The organism is Fusibacter ferrireducens (assembly GCF_015352425.1).
In the GTDB taxonomy this organism is placed as follows: Bacteria; Bacillota; Clostridia; order Peptostreptococcales; family Acidaminobacteraceae; genus Fusibacter_A; species Fusibacter_A ferrireducens.
This window is the reverse complement of sequence record NZ_JADKNH010000005.1, coordinates 109,164-129,716: the sequence shown is the minus strand read 5'-3', so window position 1 is coordinate 129,716 and position 20,553 is coordinate 109,164. Positions and strand designations below refer to the sequence as shown.

Annotated in this window: 13 protein-coding genes; 2 read left to right on the top strand and 11 right to left on the bottom strand. The window is 39.6% G+C overall.

What is annotated here, in order from left to right:
• Nucleotides 1-105: 105 nt before the first annotated feature.
• Both ISU02_RS09390 and ISU02_RS09385 read right to left on the bottom strand, forming a co-directional pair.
• Complete coding sequence (locus tag ISU02_RS09390) at nucleotides 106-2,529, bottom strand: flavocytochrome c (RefSeq protein ID WP_228727777.1); 2,424 nt, start codon at nucleotides 2,527-2,529, stop codon at nucleotides 106-108.
• Nucleotides 2,530-2,537: 8 nt separating this feature from the next.
• On the bottom strand, nucleotides 2,538-3,137 hold the full coding sequence (locus tag ISU02_RS09385; protein WP_194701570.1) for an NADPH-dependent FMN reductase: 600 nt from the start codon (nucleotides 3,135-3,137) through the stop codon (nucleotides 2,538-2,540).
• A gap of 166 nt (nucleotides 3,138-3,303) precedes the next feature.
• Here ISU02_RS09385 and ISU02_RS09380 point away from each other — a divergent pair, with 166 nt between their 5' ends.
• Both ISU02_RS09380 and ISU02_RS09375 read left to right on the top strand, forming a co-directional pair.
• Nucleotides 3,304-4,242 (top strand): LysR family transcriptional regulator, encoded by a 939-nt coding sequence (locus tag ISU02_RS09380; protein ID WP_194701569.1) that lies wholly within the window; start codon nucleotides 3,304-3,306, stop codon nucleotides 4,240-4,242.
• A gap of 2 nt (nucleotides 4,243-4,244) precedes the next feature.
• Nucleotides 4,245-5,183, top strand: a complete 939-nt coding sequence (locus ISU02_RS09375) for an FAD:protein FMN transferase (protein ID WP_194701568.1) — start codon at nucleotides 4,245-4,247, stop codon at nucleotides 5,181-5,183.
• A gap of 6 nt (nucleotides 5,184-5,189) precedes the next feature.
• Here ISU02_RS09375 and ISU02_RS09370 read toward each other — a convergent pair whose 3' ends face one another.
• The 9 genes from ISU02_RS09370 to ISU02_RS09325 all read right to left on the bottom strand — a co-directional run bounded on the left by ISU02_RS09370 (nucleotide 5,190) and on the right by ISU02_RS09325 (nucleotide 20,543).
• On the bottom strand, nucleotides 5,190-6,173 hold the full coding sequence (locus tag ISU02_RS09370) for a Fic family protein (RefSeq protein ID WP_194701567.1): 984 nt from the start codon (nucleotides 6,171-6,173) through the stop codon (nucleotides 5,190-5,192).
• Nucleotides 6,174-6,743: 570 nt separating this feature from the next.
• Complete coding sequence (avs4, locus tag ISU02_RS09360; protein WP_194701566.1) at nucleotides 6,744-11,423, bottom strand: AVAST type 4 anti-phage nuclease Avs4; 4,680 nt, start codon at nucleotides 11,421-11,423, stop codon at nucleotides 6,744-6,746.
• 345 nt (nucleotides 11,424-11,768) lie between these two features.
• Nucleotides 11,769-12,248, bottom strand: coding sequence for a 23S rRNA (pseudouridine(1915)-N(3))-methyltransferase RlmH (gene rlmH, locus ISU02_RS09355; RefSeq protein ID WP_194701763.1), 480 nt, complete (start codon nucleotides 12,246-12,248; stop codon nucleotides 11,769-11,771).
• 379 nt (nucleotides 12,249-12,627) lie between these two features.
• Entirely contained in the window at nucleotides 12,628-14,052 is a 1,425-nt protein-coding gene (gene ascB, locus ISU02_RS09350; protein WP_194701565.1) for a 6-phospho-beta-glucosidase, read from the bottom strand.
• 10 nt (nucleotides 14,053-14,062) lie between these two features.
• Nucleotides 14,063-15,925 carry a beta-glucoside-specific PTS transporter subunit IIABC gene (locus ISU02_RS09345; RefSeq protein WP_194701564.1) on the bottom strand — a complete coding sequence of 621 codons (1,863 nt, stop codon included), beginning with the start codon at nucleotides 15,923-15,925 and terminating at the stop codon, nucleotides 14,063-14,065.
• A 152-nt stretch (nucleotides 15,926-16,077) separates the two neighbouring features.
• A complete protein-coding gene (licT, locus tag ISU02_RS09340) occupies nucleotides 16,078-16,932 on the bottom strand; it encodes a BglG family transcription antiterminator LicT (RefSeq protein ID WP_207736243.1) in 855 nt (284 codons plus the stop codon).
• Nucleotides 16,933-17,227: 295 nt separating this feature from the next.
• Nucleotides 17,228-18,340: an autoinducer 2 ABC transporter substrate-binding protein LsrB gene (gene lsrB / locus ISU02_RS09335; protein WP_194701563.1), complete on the bottom strand. Its 1,113-nt coding sequence runs from the start codon at nucleotides 18,338-18,340 to the stop codon at nucleotides 17,228-17,230.
• 122 nt (nucleotides 18,341-18,462) lie between these two features.
• Nucleotides 18,463-19,470 carry an ABC transporter permease gene (locus ISU02_RS09330; protein WP_228727775.1) on the bottom strand — a complete coding sequence of 336 codons (1,008 nt, stop codon included), beginning with the start codon at nucleotides 19,468-19,470 and terminating at the stop codon, nucleotides 18,463-18,465.
• The gene (locus ISU02_RS09325) at nucleotides 19,467-20,543 is read right to left on the bottom strand and encodes an ABC transporter permease (protein ID WP_207736242.1); all 1,077 of its coding nucleotides are present in this window, start codon (nucleotides 20,541-20,543) and stop codon (nucleotides 19,467-19,469) included. Before ISU02_RS09325 ends, ISU02_RS09330 begins: the two co-directional genes overlap by 4 nt.
• Nucleotides 20,544-20,553 lie beyond the last annotated feature (10 nt).

Here is a 20,553-nt window from a genome sequence, read left to right as displayed (position 1 = left end):
CCAAATAGGACCTATCACTTATTTATATAAAAAAAGTTCTGATCATATCTTACGATCAGAACTTTTTAAGCTATTGACTATTTTATGATTTTTTAGAGCTCTCTATTACATTTCTTCAACTGCTGTTCTTCCAGCGATTCTACCAAATGTAAAGATATCGGTGAGTGCATTGCCGCCAAGACGGTTACCCGCATGGATGCCACCTGCAACTTCTCCAGCCGCATATAGGTTTTTAATTGGATTGCCTTTTTCATCTAATACGCGCGTAGACGTATCAATTTTTAAGCCCCCCATCGTATGGTGAACCGCTGGTTTTCTCGGTGTTGCATAAAAAGGTGCTTTTTCTACTTTTAAGCTGAAAGTATCTTTGTGGAATTCCGGATCAAAACCTGCATCAACATATGAATTGTATTTTTTAATAGTGTCTGCAAGGCTCTCTGGATTCATACCTACTTTCTCAGCAAGTGCTTCAATTGTATCTGCTTTAAAGAGTGTTCCTGCTGCCACTTGAAGCTCTAATTTTTCTTCACTTGTATTGGCAGCCGTTTTCTTGATTTCACTGTCCGCTATGAGGTAGAATAAGCCCCCTTGTTCAATTGCCGCTTTGGTCAATACGTCTCTGCCCGAGAACTCGTTGACAAACCTTTTGCCTTCTGTATTGACAATCACAAAGTTTTCAGGAGGTACTTGAATACCACTGAAGAGTTCACCCGTTTCTGGATCAGAAACTGGCATCATCTGTGTAAAGCCCATACCTGTAAGTGCCGCGCCCACTGATTGTCCAAGTAAAATCCCATCGCCAGTCATTGCATATGAGTTTGTGGTTCTGATATTGTCGTCAATTTCTTGCCAGTATGTGTTGTATTCTTTAAGCATTTTTGTATTGGCACCAAAGCCACCACTTGCAAGTACGACTTTTTTAGCATGAATTGTAATCTTTTGACCATTTTCCCCTGTTGCAATCACACCTTTAATCTCGCCATCTTCTAGGATGAATTCTTTTACAGGACTATCTGTTATGATTTTGCCAGAGCTGGCTTCAACATAATCTCTTAGGGCTAAAATAAATGCTGTACCATAGCTCTTAACAGGCTTATGTCCACGACGCCACAATGCGCCTACTGGTGCAAAAACGATACTCTTATCATATTCAACACCAATTTCTTCAAGCCATTTGACACTTTCAAGCGCATGGTCTGTCATAATTTTTACCAAATCATATTGACCGTAAATATCATTGCCGTTAAGGTCTGTTCGCTTGCCGCCAAAATAAGTCTGCATTCTGTGAAGTAGCGGTGAGTCAAAGAGATGTCCTTTTGTGCCTTTAAACTTTTCTTCATAGGCTTCAAATTCTTTCTTTAGAGCTCTAAAGTCTTCTAAATACTCAGCGTGAATCAATTTTTCATCAGTGGCAAGCAGGCCTTCTATAGTCGTTCTCTCACCTGGATTTTCCTCAAATCCAGATTGCCACTCTGGATTAGCTGCATTGACCGGACCACCTGAACGGATGGTATTACCGCCCACTGCTGGGTACTTTTCAATAACAATTGTATTTGCACCCTTTTGAAGAGCTGTAGCCGCAGCACTAAGTCCTGCACCACCCCCACCTACGACTACCACATCACAGGTATATTCTTCATCCTCTCTCTTTAGAGCACTTGGTGGTTTAGGGCGTCTCTTTAAGATATCAGGGTTAACCCCTGCAAGTTTAATCGCTTTTGCAACGCCATCAAGTACAGCATTACTCGTTTCCGAAGCACCTGAAAGTGCATCGACATTCAGAGTTTGTCCTTCGATAATACGATCAGGAATTCTTGTGAAAACAACGTCTGCAAGGCCTTCTGTTTCACCTTCTCTGTCAATTTCTATCGTCTCAATACGCTTTTCACTGAAAGTCACCTTCATGGGTAGACTGCCACCATGTCCCAGTGTACTGACTTCATAATCTCCTGGGTTAAACTCAAATTCTTCTTCTTCATTTAAAAGGTTGGATATTTTTGAGAAACGCATAAAACGCAAGAAACATATTTCTAAGAAATCAATTGTTCTTTCGCTATTAAGATCTCCGTTTTCATCAAAAGCCTTGTGAGCATTCCCGAGTAAAAACTCGTAACCCGGCATGACATTAGCATCCACACCCGGTGCATCTAAGATCTGGCGAAGATGTAACTGTGCACGTGACGACCCCTGTACGTCTCTTGACGCTCCAAGAACCATCACGGGCTTTCCCACAAGCGGATGAAGCTCAAAGCTAAGCCATTCGATAAGGCTCTTGAGGCTTGATGGGATTGAGTGGTTATATTCTGGCGTTGCAATGATCACCCCGTCGCTCTCAGTGATTTTATCATTAAACATCTGTAGAATTTCTGTATTAGACTGGTCATCTGATTGGTTAAACATAGGGACATCTGCTATGTCCATAATTTCAATTTCAGCTTTTTGTTCAAAATACTTTTTCATGAACTGAAGGAGTGAACGGTTATATGATTTTTTCGCACTCGTTCCAGCAATCGCAATAAATTTCATCATGTGCTCTCCTATTCTTGCCAAGTATATTTTTTATCTTTTTTAATGACTGCTTTTTCTGCTAATAACTCTGTAGTGATTTTGGTAAAGAGTAAAAATTCTCTAAAAACTTCATTGAGCTCTGCTAATTTATCAGGGTATTTTAACTTCCCTGCATAATCAAATGCCTCTTGTGATTTGCCAAGAAGGAATTCACTGCTTGGCATAATTCTCGCTGCAAGTTCAGGTGAGTCAAGGATTTGTCTGAGGTGAGCTTGTGCTCTAGAAGACCCTAAAACACCATGAGACGCCCCTACGATTAAAACCGGTTTGTCTGTGAGCGCCTGACTTGTATAGCTGATCCATTCAAGTGCACTCTTCAGTACTGCTGGAATAGCATGGTCATATTCTGGTGTTGCGATGATAACGCCATCCGCATCTATGATTTTTTTCGATAATTCCACGACGGTTTCAGGCACTTCTTCACCTTCTGGCTCGTAGAAAGCAGGTAATGCCTTGATTTCACAAAGCTCTATGTCTACATCACTTGCAAAATGCTTTTGCATGAATTGAAGCAACATACGATTCGTCGATACATCCGCATTTGTGCCTACAATTGCTAAATATTTCATTGGTTTCCCCTCTCTGTATGGCAAATAATAGCCATTGCATTTTATTGATATAATTTTAACACATTCACAAAAGTCTATCTAATAGTTATATATTGAACTTTAATAACAAATTTGTTATCATCAGTTATAAATAAAATCTACCCATCCTTAAAGAGAGGCGGTACATATGTCACAAAATAGTCCTCAGAACACCCTTTATTACATTGACGCTATACTCAAATATAGCAATTATGGTAAGGCCGCCAAGGCACTCTATGTCTCTCAGCCCTACCTAACACAGGTTATCAAACGCATTGAAAAGCAACTTGAATGTGAACTCATTAACAGAAGCGAACTCCCTTATCGCTTAACAGAACAGGGTAAAATATATTATGAGTACTTAACCTCACTAGAAAATCGTTATTCGAGATTTTTACGTGAAATAGCAGCTGTTGCTGGCCAAGACAAGCAGGTGATTAAAATTGGGATTCTCCCGAGTCTTGGGACTTACCTCTTGCCGTTACTACTCCCAAATTTTTTTAAAACCCATCCGACCTGCAAAGTTGAGCTCTTTGAAGATTTACCTGAAAAAAATGAAAAACGCACATTAAGTGGTGAACTGGATTTTTGGATAGGACAAAACTCTAGAAACATCTCTCCAAATCTGAGCTCGACCATTTTGGGAAAAAACAGCTACAGTGTCATTATCCCGCGCTCGTGTGCGCTTTATAGAGAAGGGATTGCCATTATTGATGCAGGGACTTATGATATGAAGACCTTGCTCTCCCAAAACCTCATTTTAACCCGTAAGGGGTCTTCCATAAGAAGTCAAATAGATCAGCTTTTGAGTGTTTATAAAATCACACCTAAAATTATCCTGGAAAGCACTGAAATTTACACCATTCAAAGACTTGCTATGAACAATATAGGCTTAACTTTCGTCCCTGAGAGCATTCGCGTATCACCCTGTCCAGAAAAATACAACCTCTACACACTGCCAGTAGATGAGCTGAGTTTGGATTTTTTTATAGCCTATCACTCAGACAGGTCACTCTCAGAAACAGATTTGGCACTCATAAACGCATTCTCTATTGACACAGAAAATGCTTTCAGTTTAGGAGAATAAGTATGGAAACTTCTAAGAAAACACTTTACCTCATGGGCACAGTCATTAAACTCTACTTAACAAGCCAAGGTGCTGAAGCACTCATAGATGAGGCTTCAAAGATGCTGAGTCGATTCGAACAGGTCTTTAGTGCCAATAGTGACACCTCACCACTTGCCAACCTAAAAGAGACCGCTTACAAAGCCCCCCAGAAGGTAGATTCCGACTTATTTGACCTTATAAAGATTGGCAAAACACACAGTGAAGCAGAGGATAGCCTTTTAAACATTGCAATCGGACCCCTTACAAAACTATGGCATATAGGCTTTGAAGACGCCTGCGTCCCCAGCCAAGAAGAGATTGCAGCCGTGCTAAATCTCATAAAATCAGAAAATATCTCCCTAGATGAAGAAAATGAAACTGTTTTTTTTAAGAAAAAGGGCATGACAATAGACCTCGGCGCCATTGCCAAGGGTTATTTCTGTGATAAAGTTATGGCATTTTTTAAGGAAAATGATGCGGTTTCAGCCATGGTCGATTTAGGGGGAAACGTACTCGTCTATGGCGATTCTCCTAAAGGCAATGCAGAATGGCAAGTTGGGATTCAAAACCCCTTTCTACCAAGGGGCAATTTGGTTGCCAGTGTCAGCGTTAGAAATCAATCAGTGGTCACTTCAGGCATTTATGAGCGCACCTTTGAAATTGATGGAAAGACCTACCACCATATTTTCGACAGTGAAACGGGTTATCCAATAGAAACGAATATTGCCTCACTGACCATCATTACCAATCATTCCTTAGATTGTGATCTCTATACGACAAAATTTTTTGGCCTTGATATCCGTACAATCTTACAAAAGGTAAATGATATTGAGGGCATGGCGGCAATCGTCATCACTACAGATGGTAGGATGGCACATACCCATAATCTTAAGGGGAAAATCCATTACAGCAGCGTTTGAGTCATCTCATGATTTAGTTTTAATATATTTCTGCTTGCTACTATTTGGTTTATCTGGTATCGTCATTTCAACCATTCCTTTTTCCATAGCAGGCAAAAGGTAATTATTTCTGAATGTTGGTCTGTGTTTAATCCCGACACGCTCCATTAATTCACTGGTGCTTAACGGTTCATTTTCCATAGCTTCAAGTAACTTTAAGACTTGTTCCGTTACTTGTACGCAGACTTGTTCGGTTTGTCCAAGGTCACATAAGGTATCATAAATGGCTTGAAGTAAAAATTCGATAAACTTTCCAGAATCAGCGGATTTATCACATATACCCAACACTTCATAATATTGATCTTGTCTTTCTTTGATTAAGGATTCCACTGGCAACCACCCAAATATTTTTTTCCATTTATATAGAATCAACGTCTGCCACATGCGACCCATCCGCCCGTTTCCATCTGAAAATGGATGAATAAACTCAAATTCATAATGAAATACACAACTTTTCACCAATGGGTGAGCTTCAGATGACATAACCCATTGGATTAGTGCTTTAACCTGTTCTGGAACCAAATGTGCTGGCGGTGCCATATGAACTAACTGTTCGCCTGCAAAAACACCTACATTACCATTTCTAAATCTACCAGCTTCCTTTGTTAGATCATTCATCAATATTTTGTGGGCTGTAAATAATGAATTAATGTCATATGGATCAAGAGTCAACAGTATTTCATATGCTTCATATGCATTCTGTACTTCTTTTATATCTTGCCCCGGGCCAAGAACTCTTTTCCCATTGACGATTGCCGTTACTTGATCAATGGATAAAGAATTGTTTTCAATTGCAAGAGAGGCTTGAATGGTCTTAATTCTATATATTCGTCTCAATTTCGGATTAATTTCAACTTTTTCACTCATCGCAATCTTAGTAATCAATTCCATTATATCTGCAATTAGAGTTACTGTTTTTTCAGTGATTGTATACGGGGGATTATAAGTCATGATTCACCTCCAAATTTTACTTGTTCTAATTATACCGTATAAGTATAAAACAATAAACTAAAAAAGTTTTATTTATGAAAATCAACTTCAAAATTTGAAATCAAGTTCTTATTGCTTTAATAATCATCATGGGTGAATCCGCGGTTTACCGTTACTTATGATACGGTTCACCGTACTGTACTAAACTGCGTTTTTTTCTATGCAACATAAATTCTATACTTGAAAATTTAGAGTAGTATATTTTCTGCACAAAGCAGCCCAAATGAACTAAAACTCTTCTCGCAATTACCAAATCCCTTTTCCATCTGCAAGCAGAATGTTCTCTATATTCTCATCAATTTCGCTTTCTGTTAGACCTTTTTGAATTAGAGGTTGGATTACTTCTCGACTCTCTCTTGTATGTGGAAGTTCCGAAGCTAATCTATTTGCCGGTCTTTTGTCATAGACTCCATCAAGACAATAAGTAAACAATGGGTGGAGAATACTGAAACTGAAATATGCAATTACTGCTCATAATATCATTTATCTATAAGATTAGAATGATACTTCACTCCTGTCCAATGCAACGATCTACAACAATCTTTCTCTAATTAAGTAACCGACTTCAGAATTATTCTCAATCAAGCAGTTCAAAATAACCAAGATCTCTGTCTTTTTTGAAATGTTTATCTTAAGCAATTCTCTGTTGACGTTTACGTATTTCCTCAATATAGTTTCTATAATAAATCTAGTGTTGGAGTCCATTTCTTTCTGGTGTACCTCTGTATTACTTGCAATCATTTTAGAAATCCAGCCAACACCTTCATTAAGGAATCCTGAGCCGATTGAGTGTAGAATTTTCGCCACAGCAGCTAACACATCTGGATTTTTTGATAAGTCTGACGTTATTCGCCAGTAGAATTCAACATTTTCGTCCTTAAGACTGTGCCATTCCTTTACCCCAGAGCGCCAAAACCTGAAGTCAAGTAAATATGAATGAAGTGCTTCTTCACGGTAATAGTGTCTTCGATCTTTTATACTATTGACTACTACATCATAATAGGACCACCATAACTTCCAAAACACACCATGGGTTGCAAGTTGATCTTCAGCCAGCAATAGTTCACTGAACAAATGATCCGCTTCTTCGTTCATCTCGAACGCCTCGACAAAGTAATGATTAAATCGTTCAATTTCACTTTTTTCTCTTGCCAGAATAAAACTGCTGTAAGTTTTAAATAATCTCAATTTGTCAGAATACACATTAGCATCTGACTTCCGGAACACACCTTCTGCCATAATTTCAAGTATCTTCTCTACCAATCCCAGTAATTGCTCATCAGATGTTCCTACCGGTATTAAAGCAAGTATACTTGCAGAGAGTTCTAGTGAAGGATTTATACTCTGAATATCGAAAGATGATGCTTCACTTACGATCAATTCATCAAAATCTGACTCACAGTGCTCCATAAATCTCATATAAACTGAATTATCATTCCAACTGTCATGATCAAAACGTTCTGTCCTAATCTGTTCAACATAGCTTTCGAACGCCTCTGATAATTTCAGGTGTGAAAGCACCAAGAGTTTCGTATCTTCTGGGTACTTATCCCAAAGAGATTCGTTTATAGCTTCAATGGCAAAATCACATATCCGTTTATACTGACCAATTTCCCTTGTGTTCAGAAGAAGCATCATCAATGTAAAGATAGCTGCATCATCCATACCACCTTCTTCACCTATAAGGTATGGCAAGGCTTTCACAGCCCCCTCAACCCCATCACCAATTTGATAAGTATAATTCTCTCTTACAGGCGCTCCTGCAAATTCCAGTATTAATCCTTTGCAAAGGGCATAATCCGCTTCCGATAATTCTGAAGAATACTCTTTTACAAGCAATGAACTGACATTCGGCAAGACAGATCGATAAAGCAAATGATAATCTTCGCACCCTTCTTTATCCCAATCTTCCATCAAGCTTTTAAGCTCTTCAAGTGCTTTTTGAGGATTTTCATCATACTCTCTATAATTGTTAGCCTGTTCATTATGGTCATGCTTGAATTCTGCCCATAGATTCAAGGCCATATATTTCATTTTTTCATCTGATTCTTCTCTTGATCTCTCAACCTCTTTCTTTAGCCTATCCGGAAGCTTTGGGGTTAGGCTAATGCACTGTTGATTATCGATCTCTTCAAGCTTCGGTTCCATGTTTCTTCGGTCCATCCGTCTGATTAAGAGCTCCTTCATCGGAAACTCTTCGGTCGTATCCGAAGTCTCAATTTCTTTATTATATGCATCTAAAATGTCCCACACAGTCTTCTGTCTGTCATAGAAGTCGCCTTCATCTGATCCTTCTTTGGCAAAAAACTGGTAGTTAATAATGATCTGCTCCAGAGACTTATTTCTGTGTACCTCTTCAAGGGTATCAATTCTTTCTCTTTGGTATACTTCGTTTTTCCAATTCAAACCATATCCTATAGAGTACAAAGATCGAAGACCACGTTCGCCTGCCCATCGACCACCATCATACTTCAGTATGTCATACGTCTTTATCAAAATTAGGGCAATTTTAGAGAGCTTATCTGGGTATGCAAGAACTAAACTGGTAACTACCGCAGTTATTGAGGCGGATTTTGAAGTTCTCAGCATATGGATGAATAAGTCTTCCAATACCTTCTGTTCTGTCTTCTCAGCTACAATTAGCAGGAATTTCTCGAGTGCCATGTGAACTGACTGAAGTAAATTAGGGCTCACAGGTGATCCGTTACCACGATACATATTCCAGAGAGCATTACCAATATACTGTTCACTGACTTCATCATCACTTAGGTGAAGCTGGATTTTGTAGACACCTGCATCATAACCGCTTTTCACATAGCGTTCTACACATACATTCATAAATTTTATGATAAAATCAATGGATTCTCTTGGTTCAGCATGCAGCAAAGCATACATAGGTGTCTGTAATGCACTTGATGGAAAGTAACGATCCGAACCACTTGAAAGTCCAAAGCTGGTTTCACTTCTATGCAGCGAATGAGAACGATAGTATCCATAAGATGATTTATCTTCATGCGCCATCCAGAAGAGTTTGACAACAGCCATAACACTTCTGGGGATCACTCTTGCTACAATATTTCCATACTTACCAGTCGTCATGGCTTTACTGAAGGTATAATACGGTTCACTTGTCTCCCACCACTGATTTTCAATAATCTTATCTACAATTTCTGTTAGCAATTGCTTATTCTCTTTAACGGAGTTGAAGATGATACTTATCAGTTCTTCCTCAGTATCCTTTCCCAAATAGACTTGACTGTCGAAGGTACAGTACTCATAAATTTTAAGGGCTATTTTGCCTGCCAGTTCTGTTGTCCTGCCAATATCACTTGACCATGCCTTTAAGATTGGAATGGTGAACAAAAGCCTATCACAGCCAACCTCATCCAGATTATTGTAAACAAACTCTATATAGGAAGCCCAACCTAAACCTTTTGGTTTTGTGAAAACCAAAGAGGCGCTAAATAAATCAGGAATCTTTGTCACATCTAGTTCAAGAAATCTATCATCCACTTCTTTACAGGCCAGTCTTAGAAGGAAGCCGGTTCTCTTCAGAAGCTGCATGTCATTTATCAATAAAGAATCTTTATAGGATTCAAAAAAGGTGATTGAATAGGAAGACAGCATAATTGACACAATCAGCTCATCCTTCCAATGCTTTTCTAGACTTTCCTCTTTCATTATGCCGTCTACTAGCGAAGACACATCTTCAGGGCTACTGTACAATTTATCTGATAACCAAGATCTGAAAGACCTTCTGACCGCTATAGAATCACCAATCATCTTGGTGAACTCAGCAGTATCCGCTGATCTTATAAAAGCCTTGTCAATCAACTTCTCCAATGCCCACTCTTCATATATATCATGTGTAATAAAATAGCCTGCTGTCTCATAAGCAACTAGTCCATCAGGAATAAACTCTTCATCCAGAATTGCTAGATCACCTTCCGGCTCCAAAAAGAATTGCCCGGTGTTTGCACGTAAATGGGCCAGTTTAATAAAGCTTTGCTCTCTTACCGGCTTTGCTTTCTTAACATTCCTGGACCAAAGGTTTTGCTTAAAACTCACATAGTCCCATGAATCTCTGAAATCATGATACTTCAGAAACTCTTTTAGATAGAATGGGTTCCTGATTAGCTCAACCAGCTTATAGTCTTTAGGTAACTTAAAGCCATTCTCTTCTGAGAGCTTCAGTAATTCTACTTCTGAAACATCATCAATGTGAACGTTCATAGGTGCAACACCATAAGTATCCAAGAACTCATAGTTTAGGTCGTCTACATACAGGTTTCTTGATGTGAACACAATTTTCCACTCATCTTTTATAACTCTGGTAAGGAATACCTTAAATGTATTCGTATTCCTCAGGTCGAGTAGTTTCTCTGCTGAATCTATCACAACAATCTTTTTTTCCGTTTCTTTCAACATATCAAAGAACTTATCAAAGCTCGTAGACCTGAACATATGCTCCTCATTGGACAGTTCGAACTCAGTGGCCTTAAACATCAGTAATACAGAGTCCTTCTCTAAGCCGCTATGATAATCCTTGATAACAGCCGTCTTACCAACACCACCATTACCGCTTAAGACAACAACCTGTTGTGATGACTTTTTAATCTCGTCCAATATTTCCTGTCTCGGTATATGTATCTCACTTTCCTTATAGGGTATAGAGTTCTTGATTTCTGCCAATAGATTTTCTGTATGGCTCATACGTCTTTTTAGTTCTTCCGTTTCCCCCTCTTCAAGCGTGAAGAAGTATCTAGAAATATTCTCCGCCGTCGCTGTAACAAATTCACTCTCAAAATAAGATCTTGCTCTCCATTCCAGAGTAATATTATTATTTGCAGCTGCTTCCTTAACCCTTTTAAAACCTACCGGCTCTTCGCCTTTGTTTTGAGCCCACTCAGAATTGGTATATATAACCAACCTGTCAATTGAAGGATAAAGCCTCTTCGCTTTCTCTACTGTCTCGACCAACTCATCTGCATGAGTTGAAAGTGTTCCACTATAGTACTTTGCCTGCCATCCAATATGCTGTGCATCCACCTCGATCAAGTCTGTTTCAATTGCAGCCTGATTAAGGTATCTAAAGATACCGTTTTTTATACCATGCTCCTTGCAAAACAGCAAATAGCAGAACCACTCGAAATCACTTGTCGTTGAGTCACTAAACTTTGCATTAAATATGTCCCAATTAGGTTTTATCATCACAACCTCCTTTGATTTATGCTTATCCATTCCTTCAATAATCTATTCTATACTTATAAATCTGAGCATAGTATAACTTTGAAGACCCGGACTCAATCGTCTGATGGTCTGCACTGGATTATCGAAAAGAGTGCACTAACCGTATGGAATAACCATACCCCACTATCTCCAAATATCTGTTATAGACTTATAACCTTATTATGGTCATTTGCCAATGGAATGTCACCTTGCCATTACATCTGAATATTCTAGTTCAAGTGTACCGTGGTGCAACATGCTCCAGAATATTCTCTCCTAAATTCAATATACCAAATACATCCCCATACACTATTGAAAAAACCGCAGTTATTTGTGATAAGGTTCATTTTTAAGAATCCTAAACCCCCGATAAACCTGCTCCAACAGTACCACCTTCATCAGCTGATGTGGAAATGTCATCTCTGAAAACGACAGAGCAAAATTCGATCGATTCAGCACGAGATTAGATAAGCCTAGGCTCCCGCCGATCACGAACACTACATCTGAATTGCCTTCTAACCCAAGTGCCGCCATCTTTTCCGATAGACCTTCTGAAGTCAATTGCTTGCCTTTGATCTCAAGCGTGATCACATACTGTGTTTCCTTAATTTTACTCAGAATACGCTGGCCTTCCTTATCTTTGATCTGTTCCATTTCCTTTTCACTTAGCATCTCAGGTGCCTTCTCATCGGGCACTTCAATCATATTGAGCGTACAGTACTTCGTAAGTCGTTTTGCATATTCATTGATGGCGCCGATAAAATATTTTTCTTTAATTTTACCTACGGTTATAAGGGTGATCTTCATTATTAAATTCCTTTCATCCGACATCTCTTTAATGATCATTATATCAGATTCCACCCCTCTTCAACAGGGGGCCGTCCTTAATATATTCATATAGCTCCCCTGCATGAAACCATCATATGCATCATCAATAAACCAACTCATTCGTGAAATCATTTTCTCTGATGATTTTGCTGATTGAAGCTTCTTAGAAGATCTTTTGGCTCAAATTTTGTTGTTTTAATATCTAACCGCATAGAACGGGCTGAGCAAGATCAACAAAATAGATAGAATGAGCAGGTTGAACAAGCCTCCTCTAAATCGAACAAAAAACGAAAGCGATAAAAAAGCTGATCCCCATTAAACACAGGAATCAGCCCATAATAACTTGTATTCTATTTTACTAAAGCACTTCTCCATTCGTCTCAATTACCTTTTGATACCAATAAAAGGACTTTTTCTTCTTCCTTTCCAATGTGCCGTGGCCACGATTATCTCGATCCACATAGATCATGCCATATCGCTTTTCCATCTCGCCACCACCTGCACTGACCAAATCAATACAGCCCCAAACGAGATAGCCTAGACACTCTACACCATCTTCCATGGCTTGTTTCATGGCAATAATGTGTTTTCTCATATAATCGATTCGATAATCATCTTCAATTTGTCCCGCTTCACTAACTTGATCAAATGCCCCTAAGCCATTTTCCACAATAAAGAGCGGTTTTTCATAGCGGCCGTATAAATCATTCATCGTTGTTCTCAGTCCAAGCGGATCGATCTGCCTACCCCAAGGGGTAATATCGAGATGCGGATTTTTGAGCGTTGTAATTGCATTGCCATCTGCAACATTCTTAAGCGCCTCTGGTCCAACGCCTATGAGTCTGCTGGAATAATAACTGAAAGCGATGTAGTCCACCGTATTTTCCCTTAAAACTTCGTCGTCACCCTCTTCTTTACGGATCACAACATTTTCTGCTTTAAAGATTCGATCCGCATAGCTCGGGTACTTACCGCGCACCTGCACATCTATGAACAAGTACATGTTTTGATTGGCTTCTGTCGCCGCCCATACATCTTCTGGCGCACAGCTATAGGGATAAAAAGAACCTGCCGCCAACATGCATCCCACTTGAATTTCCGGATTGATACCCTTTGCCATTTTTGTAGCAAGTGCACTTGCCACCAATTGATGATGTGCCGCCTGATATGTCACTTGATTGGCATTTTCATCTGCCCCAACGGTTACGCCGCCACCGAAAAAGGGAATATGTGTAATCATATTGATCTCGTTAAAAGTAATCCAATATTTAATTTTCTGCCCATAGCGTTCAAACAGAACTTTACAGTAATTGAGATAAAAATCGATCGTTCTCCTGTTGGACCAAGCACCATATTTTTGGATTAAATGGATGGGCATATCGAAGTGACTAATGGTCACAACAGGCTCAATCCCATATTTTAAGCATTCATCAAATAAGCGATCATAGAACTCGAGGCCTTTTTCATTAGGCATTTCTTCATCCCCATTTGGAAAGATTCTCGTCCAAGAAATAGAAGTCCTAAAAGCCTTTATCCCCATTGCATTGAGCAGAGCTAAATCCTCTCGATATCTATGGTAAAAATCAATGCCTTCATGGCTTGGATAATATTTATAAGTTTTTTTCAAAGCCACTTCGGGATGATACATTGCCTCTTTTCGACCTTCTTCTGCTGATGGCAAAACATCCATTAGAGATAGCCCTTTGCCATCTTCTAGGTAAGCGCCTTCACATTGATTCGCCGCAACGGCACCGCCCCACAAAAAGTCTTCTTTCAAATTCATAAACACCGCCTTAAATTACCGTTATAATTCTATCGCCTGCATCAGCAGAACCTTCATCCACACTAAACACCTCAGCATACACCTGCGTATTGGTGACAATAATTGGGGATATACAATCATAGCCTTCTTGCTCAATCATAGCCTTATCAAATGTCATGAGCAAATCGCCTTTCTTTATAGCGTCGCCATCTTTCACATGGACCGTAAAGTATTTGCCTTCCAGCGCCACCGTGTCAATGCCTATATGAATGAGCAATTCTACCCCATCATTGTTCCTTAAACCAATAGCATGCTTCGTCTTAAAAACCGTGACCACTTCACCATCAAAAGGCGCCACAACTTGATTTCCAGAAGGTGCTATAGCCACGCCTTTACCTGTAATTTCCTTTGCGAAGGTTTCATCATTCACTTTAGAGAGTGCCACAATTTCACCTTGAATTGGGCTATAGACAATGCTTTTATTGCTTAAAATGGATTTTTTATTGATATGATCTGCCTGCTTTTCGTTCTGGCCATCAGTATCATTGAACTCGTCTTCTGGCTCTTCGAATCCTAAAATCCACGTCAAGATAAAAGTGACCACAAATCCAATAGCTGCTGCAATACAAGCATGAACAATATTCATTGGGTTTTCACCAATAAAAATTGGGAGAGATAAAAGACCTGGCGTACCTGAAGTATAACGTACAACGCCCATGATCCCAGCATAAAAGCCACCGGTACCGCCACCGATTATTACCGCAATAAGTGGTCTTTTTAATCTCAACGTAACCCCATACATTGCAGGCTCTGTAATACCCATAAGAGCAGTTATCCCTGCCGAACCTGCCAACTGTTTAAGCGTTTTATTTTTTGTTTTTAAAGCAACACTTAACGATGCTGCACCTTGACAAATATTTGAAACCAAACTTCCAGGACCCATAACGGCTTCATAGCCATAGGTTGTATATGAAGTCATGAGAATCGGCAAGAAACTCCAGTGCATGCCTGTGAGTACCAATAGAGGCATGAAAGCACCCATTAGCGTTGGCACAAGCCAGCTCACATGTGTATTTAAGAAATCTGTTCCCGTAGCAATCACAGTACCTATATTAGAACCTAAAGGCCCAAGCACGATAAGTGTAACCGGTGCCACGATTAAAACAGTTAAAACGGGTTTCATTAAGAATTTAATTGGTTTAGGCGAAATACGATCTGCAAAACGCTCCACATAAGTCATAAACCACACGGCTAAAATGATTGGAATAACACTTGATCCATAATTGACAAGCTTAATAGGTATTGACAAAAAGCTAACTGGATCACCTGCCGAAACAAGACCTGCAAATTTAGGATGCAGTAAAACACCGCCAATCATTGCCGCCAAATAGGGATTACATCCTAATTTGAGTGCAGTTGAAAACGCCAGCATAATCGGTAAGAAGTAGAAGCCAGCATCTGCTATGAAGTTGACAATGATGTAGCCTTGAGATTCCTTTGACATCCCCAGTAAAACACAAAGCACCAATATCGCCTTTATCATACCAGCAGCTGTGATCGCAGGGATCACCGGTGTGAAAATCGAAGCAAAAATATCTAGCACTTGCTCTACCTTACCGTGACTTTTGTTGGGACTATTCGCCGTGTCAATATGCGCTGTTTTTTTTATGGCATTGCACACATTTGCCACGTCAGGTCCAATGATAATATGGTACTGACCTGCCTTTTTAGAAACCCCCATAACGCCTTGTATTTTCTTGAGCGCCTCAACATCGACACGCGACTCGTCTTTAAAATTCATCCTCAATCGTGTGGCACAGTTATTCAACTGTGTGATGTTCTTGCCGCCACCTACGTGCTTGAGAATTTGTCCCGCTAACTCTTGATAATTCATCATTACCCTCCTCTTTTTTAATAAAAAAAATACCTAAAGCAAATCTAGTAATCAGCCCTAATCCACTGATTCTACTCGATTTTACTTAGGTATTGCCCTGAACGGTTACAATCCACAATATTTAATTTAACGCCTCTTTTTTTAGTGTAGTTTTATTGATTTTCCGCTCTTACATCATTTTCTCGACTTGCAACGCGATTGATATGAACGATAAAATAAAGCATTTCTTCTTGTGAAATAGAAACATCTAGTTTTTCCATGATGTAGCTTCTCACTTTTTCGGCACATGCCACTGCTTCCGTGAGCTTATTTTTAACCTGCTGATATAAAAAATCATCATCTGAATGCAATAATTCATTACTCAACATGCGTCTGGCAAAGAAGCGAATGTGTGTCACAAAACGACTATAATTTAAAGTGTTTTCGTTGAGTTCTATCTGATAGTGGTACTTCACAATGCTCAAGATGTCATTGACGATTTCAGTTACCAATATGGTCTTCTGAATTTCTTCGCCATCTTGTTGAGCGTTGACAAAGTGAAGTGCAATGAACCCAATTTCATCTTCAGACAACTCAACTTTCTCATAGTAGTCAATCAACTTAATCGCATTTCGAGCCGCTTCATACTCCTTAGGATAATATTTCTTAATCTCCCATAAAAGTGCGTTTTTGATCATGAGCCCACTGCGATACCTCGAAAGTGTATAGCAGATATGATCCGTTAATCCAATATAAATCCCGTCGTGGAAAGTGACATTCAATTCTTTTTGTGCTTGTTCGATCACCTTTCTTGCCAACTCTACTTGGTGTAAAGGCACTTCTTGCAAAAGAGAAACAAATTTCGAAGAATTTTCCGAAGTTTTAAAGACATATGTTTTATCAATCTTGTCAGGATCAACGGCATCACCTATTCTCTTTTGAAACGCAATCCCCTTTCCAAGCAAAATCATTTCAGACATTTTTTCATCTTCACCTAATATGATGTTGTTGTTAAATATCTTTTTCACATGCAACCCCATTTGAATTTATCCTTCCTAACACAATCTCAAGACAGCTTTTGAAGTTGAGCACACCCCCCAAATCTTAAGGTTTAACCCTATTTGTGATAATAAAAAACACCCAAACTGATGCGAACCACACATTCATGCGGTTTTCTCAACTTGGGTGTTGCCTGCCAAACAGTTACAATCCCTTAATCAACTTCATTATAACATACTTTTTTTAAATGTATAGTATTTTTTACTAAAAGAATCCCCTTTTTAAACTCACATTAAAAAGGGGATTTTCACAACCATTCACAACTTAGAAATTAAAGTCATCAATGTTATTGATATCGAAGATCGTTCTTTCGGGCATCAGAACGATTCCGGAATCATCTGCTAAATAATCATAATTCAATACGGAGTTAGGCATAATTTCAACTTCGCCAACAGTTGGAATATCAATCTTATCACCTACAACAAAATCGTTACCCGCTGCTAACCAGTATGCAATATAAGCGCCCATAGCGCCTTGAACGCCACAATCCCACAATCCGAATTGTTTTAAAGTGCCGTCTTTAATAAAATCTCTCATAGAGCTTGGTGTTGCAAAACCTGTAATGATTACATCATCCGCATTTTTCCCTAAGTTTTTAGCAGCTTGTGCCATACCAGGAAGCGCTGTTGAATCTGGACAAATAACCGCATCAATATCAGCGTAAGTGTTGAGAATGGATTCACCCACTTGAATAGATTTTTGAGCGTCTGACTCGCCGTATTCAGTTGTTACAAGTTCCCACTTAGGGAATTCTGCTGCAACATATGTTTTAGCGGCTTCAACCCATGAGTTTTGATCTGTAACCGTTGGGCTTGAGTAGAAAAATGCAAATTTGATTTCTGCGTTTTTAGCATCATCAATTTGATCTGCCACCATATCCACAAGCATTTTGCCAAGTTGATCTGGTGTGCCTTGACTTACCATGATTGAACGGTATTCAGGATTTACATCTGAATCCCATGTAACGACTTTGATCCCTGAATCGGCAGCCGATTTAAGGGCTTCATTTAATCCATCAGGCGAATTCGATGAAACTGCAATTGCATTGTACCCTTGATTAACTGCACTGTTAATGACTTGAACTTGATCTGCTACGGTTGCGTTCGTTGTTCCATCGTATTTACATTCAAAGCCAACTTCCTTAGCAATCGCCTGAGCGCCTACATTTGCAGACTCAAAGAACATATTACCTGTTAACTTTGGAATAAATACTACTGAAACGTCAGCTGGGTCAACTGTGGCTGCCTTATTTCCAGTTGATTCTGGTGTTGCTGCTGGTGTCGCCGCTGGTGCTGCTTCTGGTGCTTTTCCACAACCCACCATTACAACAAGGACTAAAAGCATAATCGCTACCGATGATAAATATTTTCTCTTCATTAAGCATATTCTCCTCTCCATATTTTATATATGAGCCTCACAGTAATTCTGAAAGGCAATATATACACCAAAATACATTGAAATCTTATAACTTTATGATGATACCTGAACCCTATGATGCTTTAACTTTTCTCCTGTGAAAAATGGCGTTTAATATTTGCAAACACTTTGCCGCCACTGAAGTAACTCTTTACGGCCACCGACACCACAAGTAGGATACCGATGCCAATGCCCACATACTGTGTGGATAATCCAGCCATTTGTAGACCTAAAGTCATAAGGCCAATAATAACACTCGCAAGGGCAGTGCCAATAATTGAACCCTCACCGCCTGTAATTGCAGTACCGCCGAGCACGACGGCTGTGATCACGGATAACGTCAGTGTTGCACCATGATCGGCTCTTGATGAACTCAAATAAGAAGTAATATACATCCCCGAAATCGCTGCACCCATACCCACCAACATATGAGTACTCAAGATGATCAACTTAGTATTAATGCCTGAGAATTCTGCTGCTCTACGGTTGATCCCAGTGAGATAAACCCTTCTACCATATGTGGTTTTATGAAGCAATAGATAAGCCACTAGAATTAAAAAGCCAAAGATGAGCAGAGAACTTGGAATGCCGCCTATATTGCCATGACCCAATTCTCTGAAACTATCTGGAAAACCACCAATGCCTTCTGCCGCACTGATGCCTGAAAATCCAATGATCACAAGCGAAGCCCCTGCATACAAAAAGCTTGTTCCAAGTGTAGCCACCATGGCTTGTACGCCCACAAAGGCAATCAGATAGCCATTAAAAGCACCACATATGGCACCTACTATAATGGCAAGCACCATCGCCATCCAAATATTGAGTCCAAGTTCCTGCCACAAAAGCCCCATTACCACAGAACTCAATCCCACTACTGAACCCATGGATATGTCAATGCCGCCTGTGATAATGACAAAGGTCATAAATAGCGCAATAATCGCCACTGTCACAAAGTCATTTGCACTGTTGAGCAATACTTTCATCTTTAAAAAACGAGGATTTAACAGACCGAAAAACATGATTTCCATAATGAGAAAGATCACCAAAGACGCTTCCCACTTTGCCTTAAACTGTTTGATTTTATTCATCATTGACCATTACCTCCCACAAGCGTTGATTCTGTAGAGATATCTGTGTCCTTAAGATTCTTAAGATTTTTATCAAGACACTGTGCCCTTGCCGAAAGTCTTTGCTTCCGCGCTTTATCTTCAAAATATTTATGAATAATCACATCCGAAACCACAATGAGAATTAAAAGTGTCCCTTGGATCGATTTGTTCCAAAATGAAGGTACCTTTAAAAAAATCAGTGCTGAGTTAATGGCCGTCATAATCAATGCGCCTATACTTGAGCCCACCACTGAACCCAGTCCGCCACTGAGGCTTACCCCACCGAGGACGCAAGCCGCTATGGCCACCATCTCTATATCTACACCGGTGTTACTGGTCACAAAGCCCACTTGTGAAGCAAAGATCACTCCTGCAATTGAAGCACATAGACCTGAGAGCACATAGGCAATTATGATCATTTTTTTAGCAGGTATGCCCACAAGGATAGCCCCTTCTAAATTGTCGCCAATAGCAGCAAAATATTTGCCCGTTCTCGCTTTAGAAAAATAGAGCTGAACCAAAATTGTTGTCACAATGGCCAATATAAAATAAATATTCACATGTGCAATATTTGCTTGAGAGGCCATTTTAAAAGAATCCGGTAGATTTTCAACCCATTTGCCATCTGTATAAACGATCATTACGCCTCTGACGATGCCCAGCATACCCAGTGTCATAATAATGGCCGGCACTTTTACAATGGCCACACCTACGCCATTGATTAAACCAATACTACTCCCAATGATCATTGCAATGGCCACAGCCATAAAAATATTTGAGCCACCTCTTATCATGGTTGCTGAAACAGCTGCCGCAATGCCGAGAGTGCCACCCACGGATACATCAATACCGCCTGTAAGGAGCACGAACGTCATGCCCACCGCCAAGAATATATAGAGCACACTGCCTTTCAATACCGTTGCTATACTTTGAGCATTCACAAAATCTGGATTTCTAAGGCCGACGCCTAAAAATAAGATCACTAAAAATGCAAGTGCTGTGATTTCCCTTTTTTCAAATATCTTCTTTATAATCAACATGATATGACCAATCACCTTCCCTTTA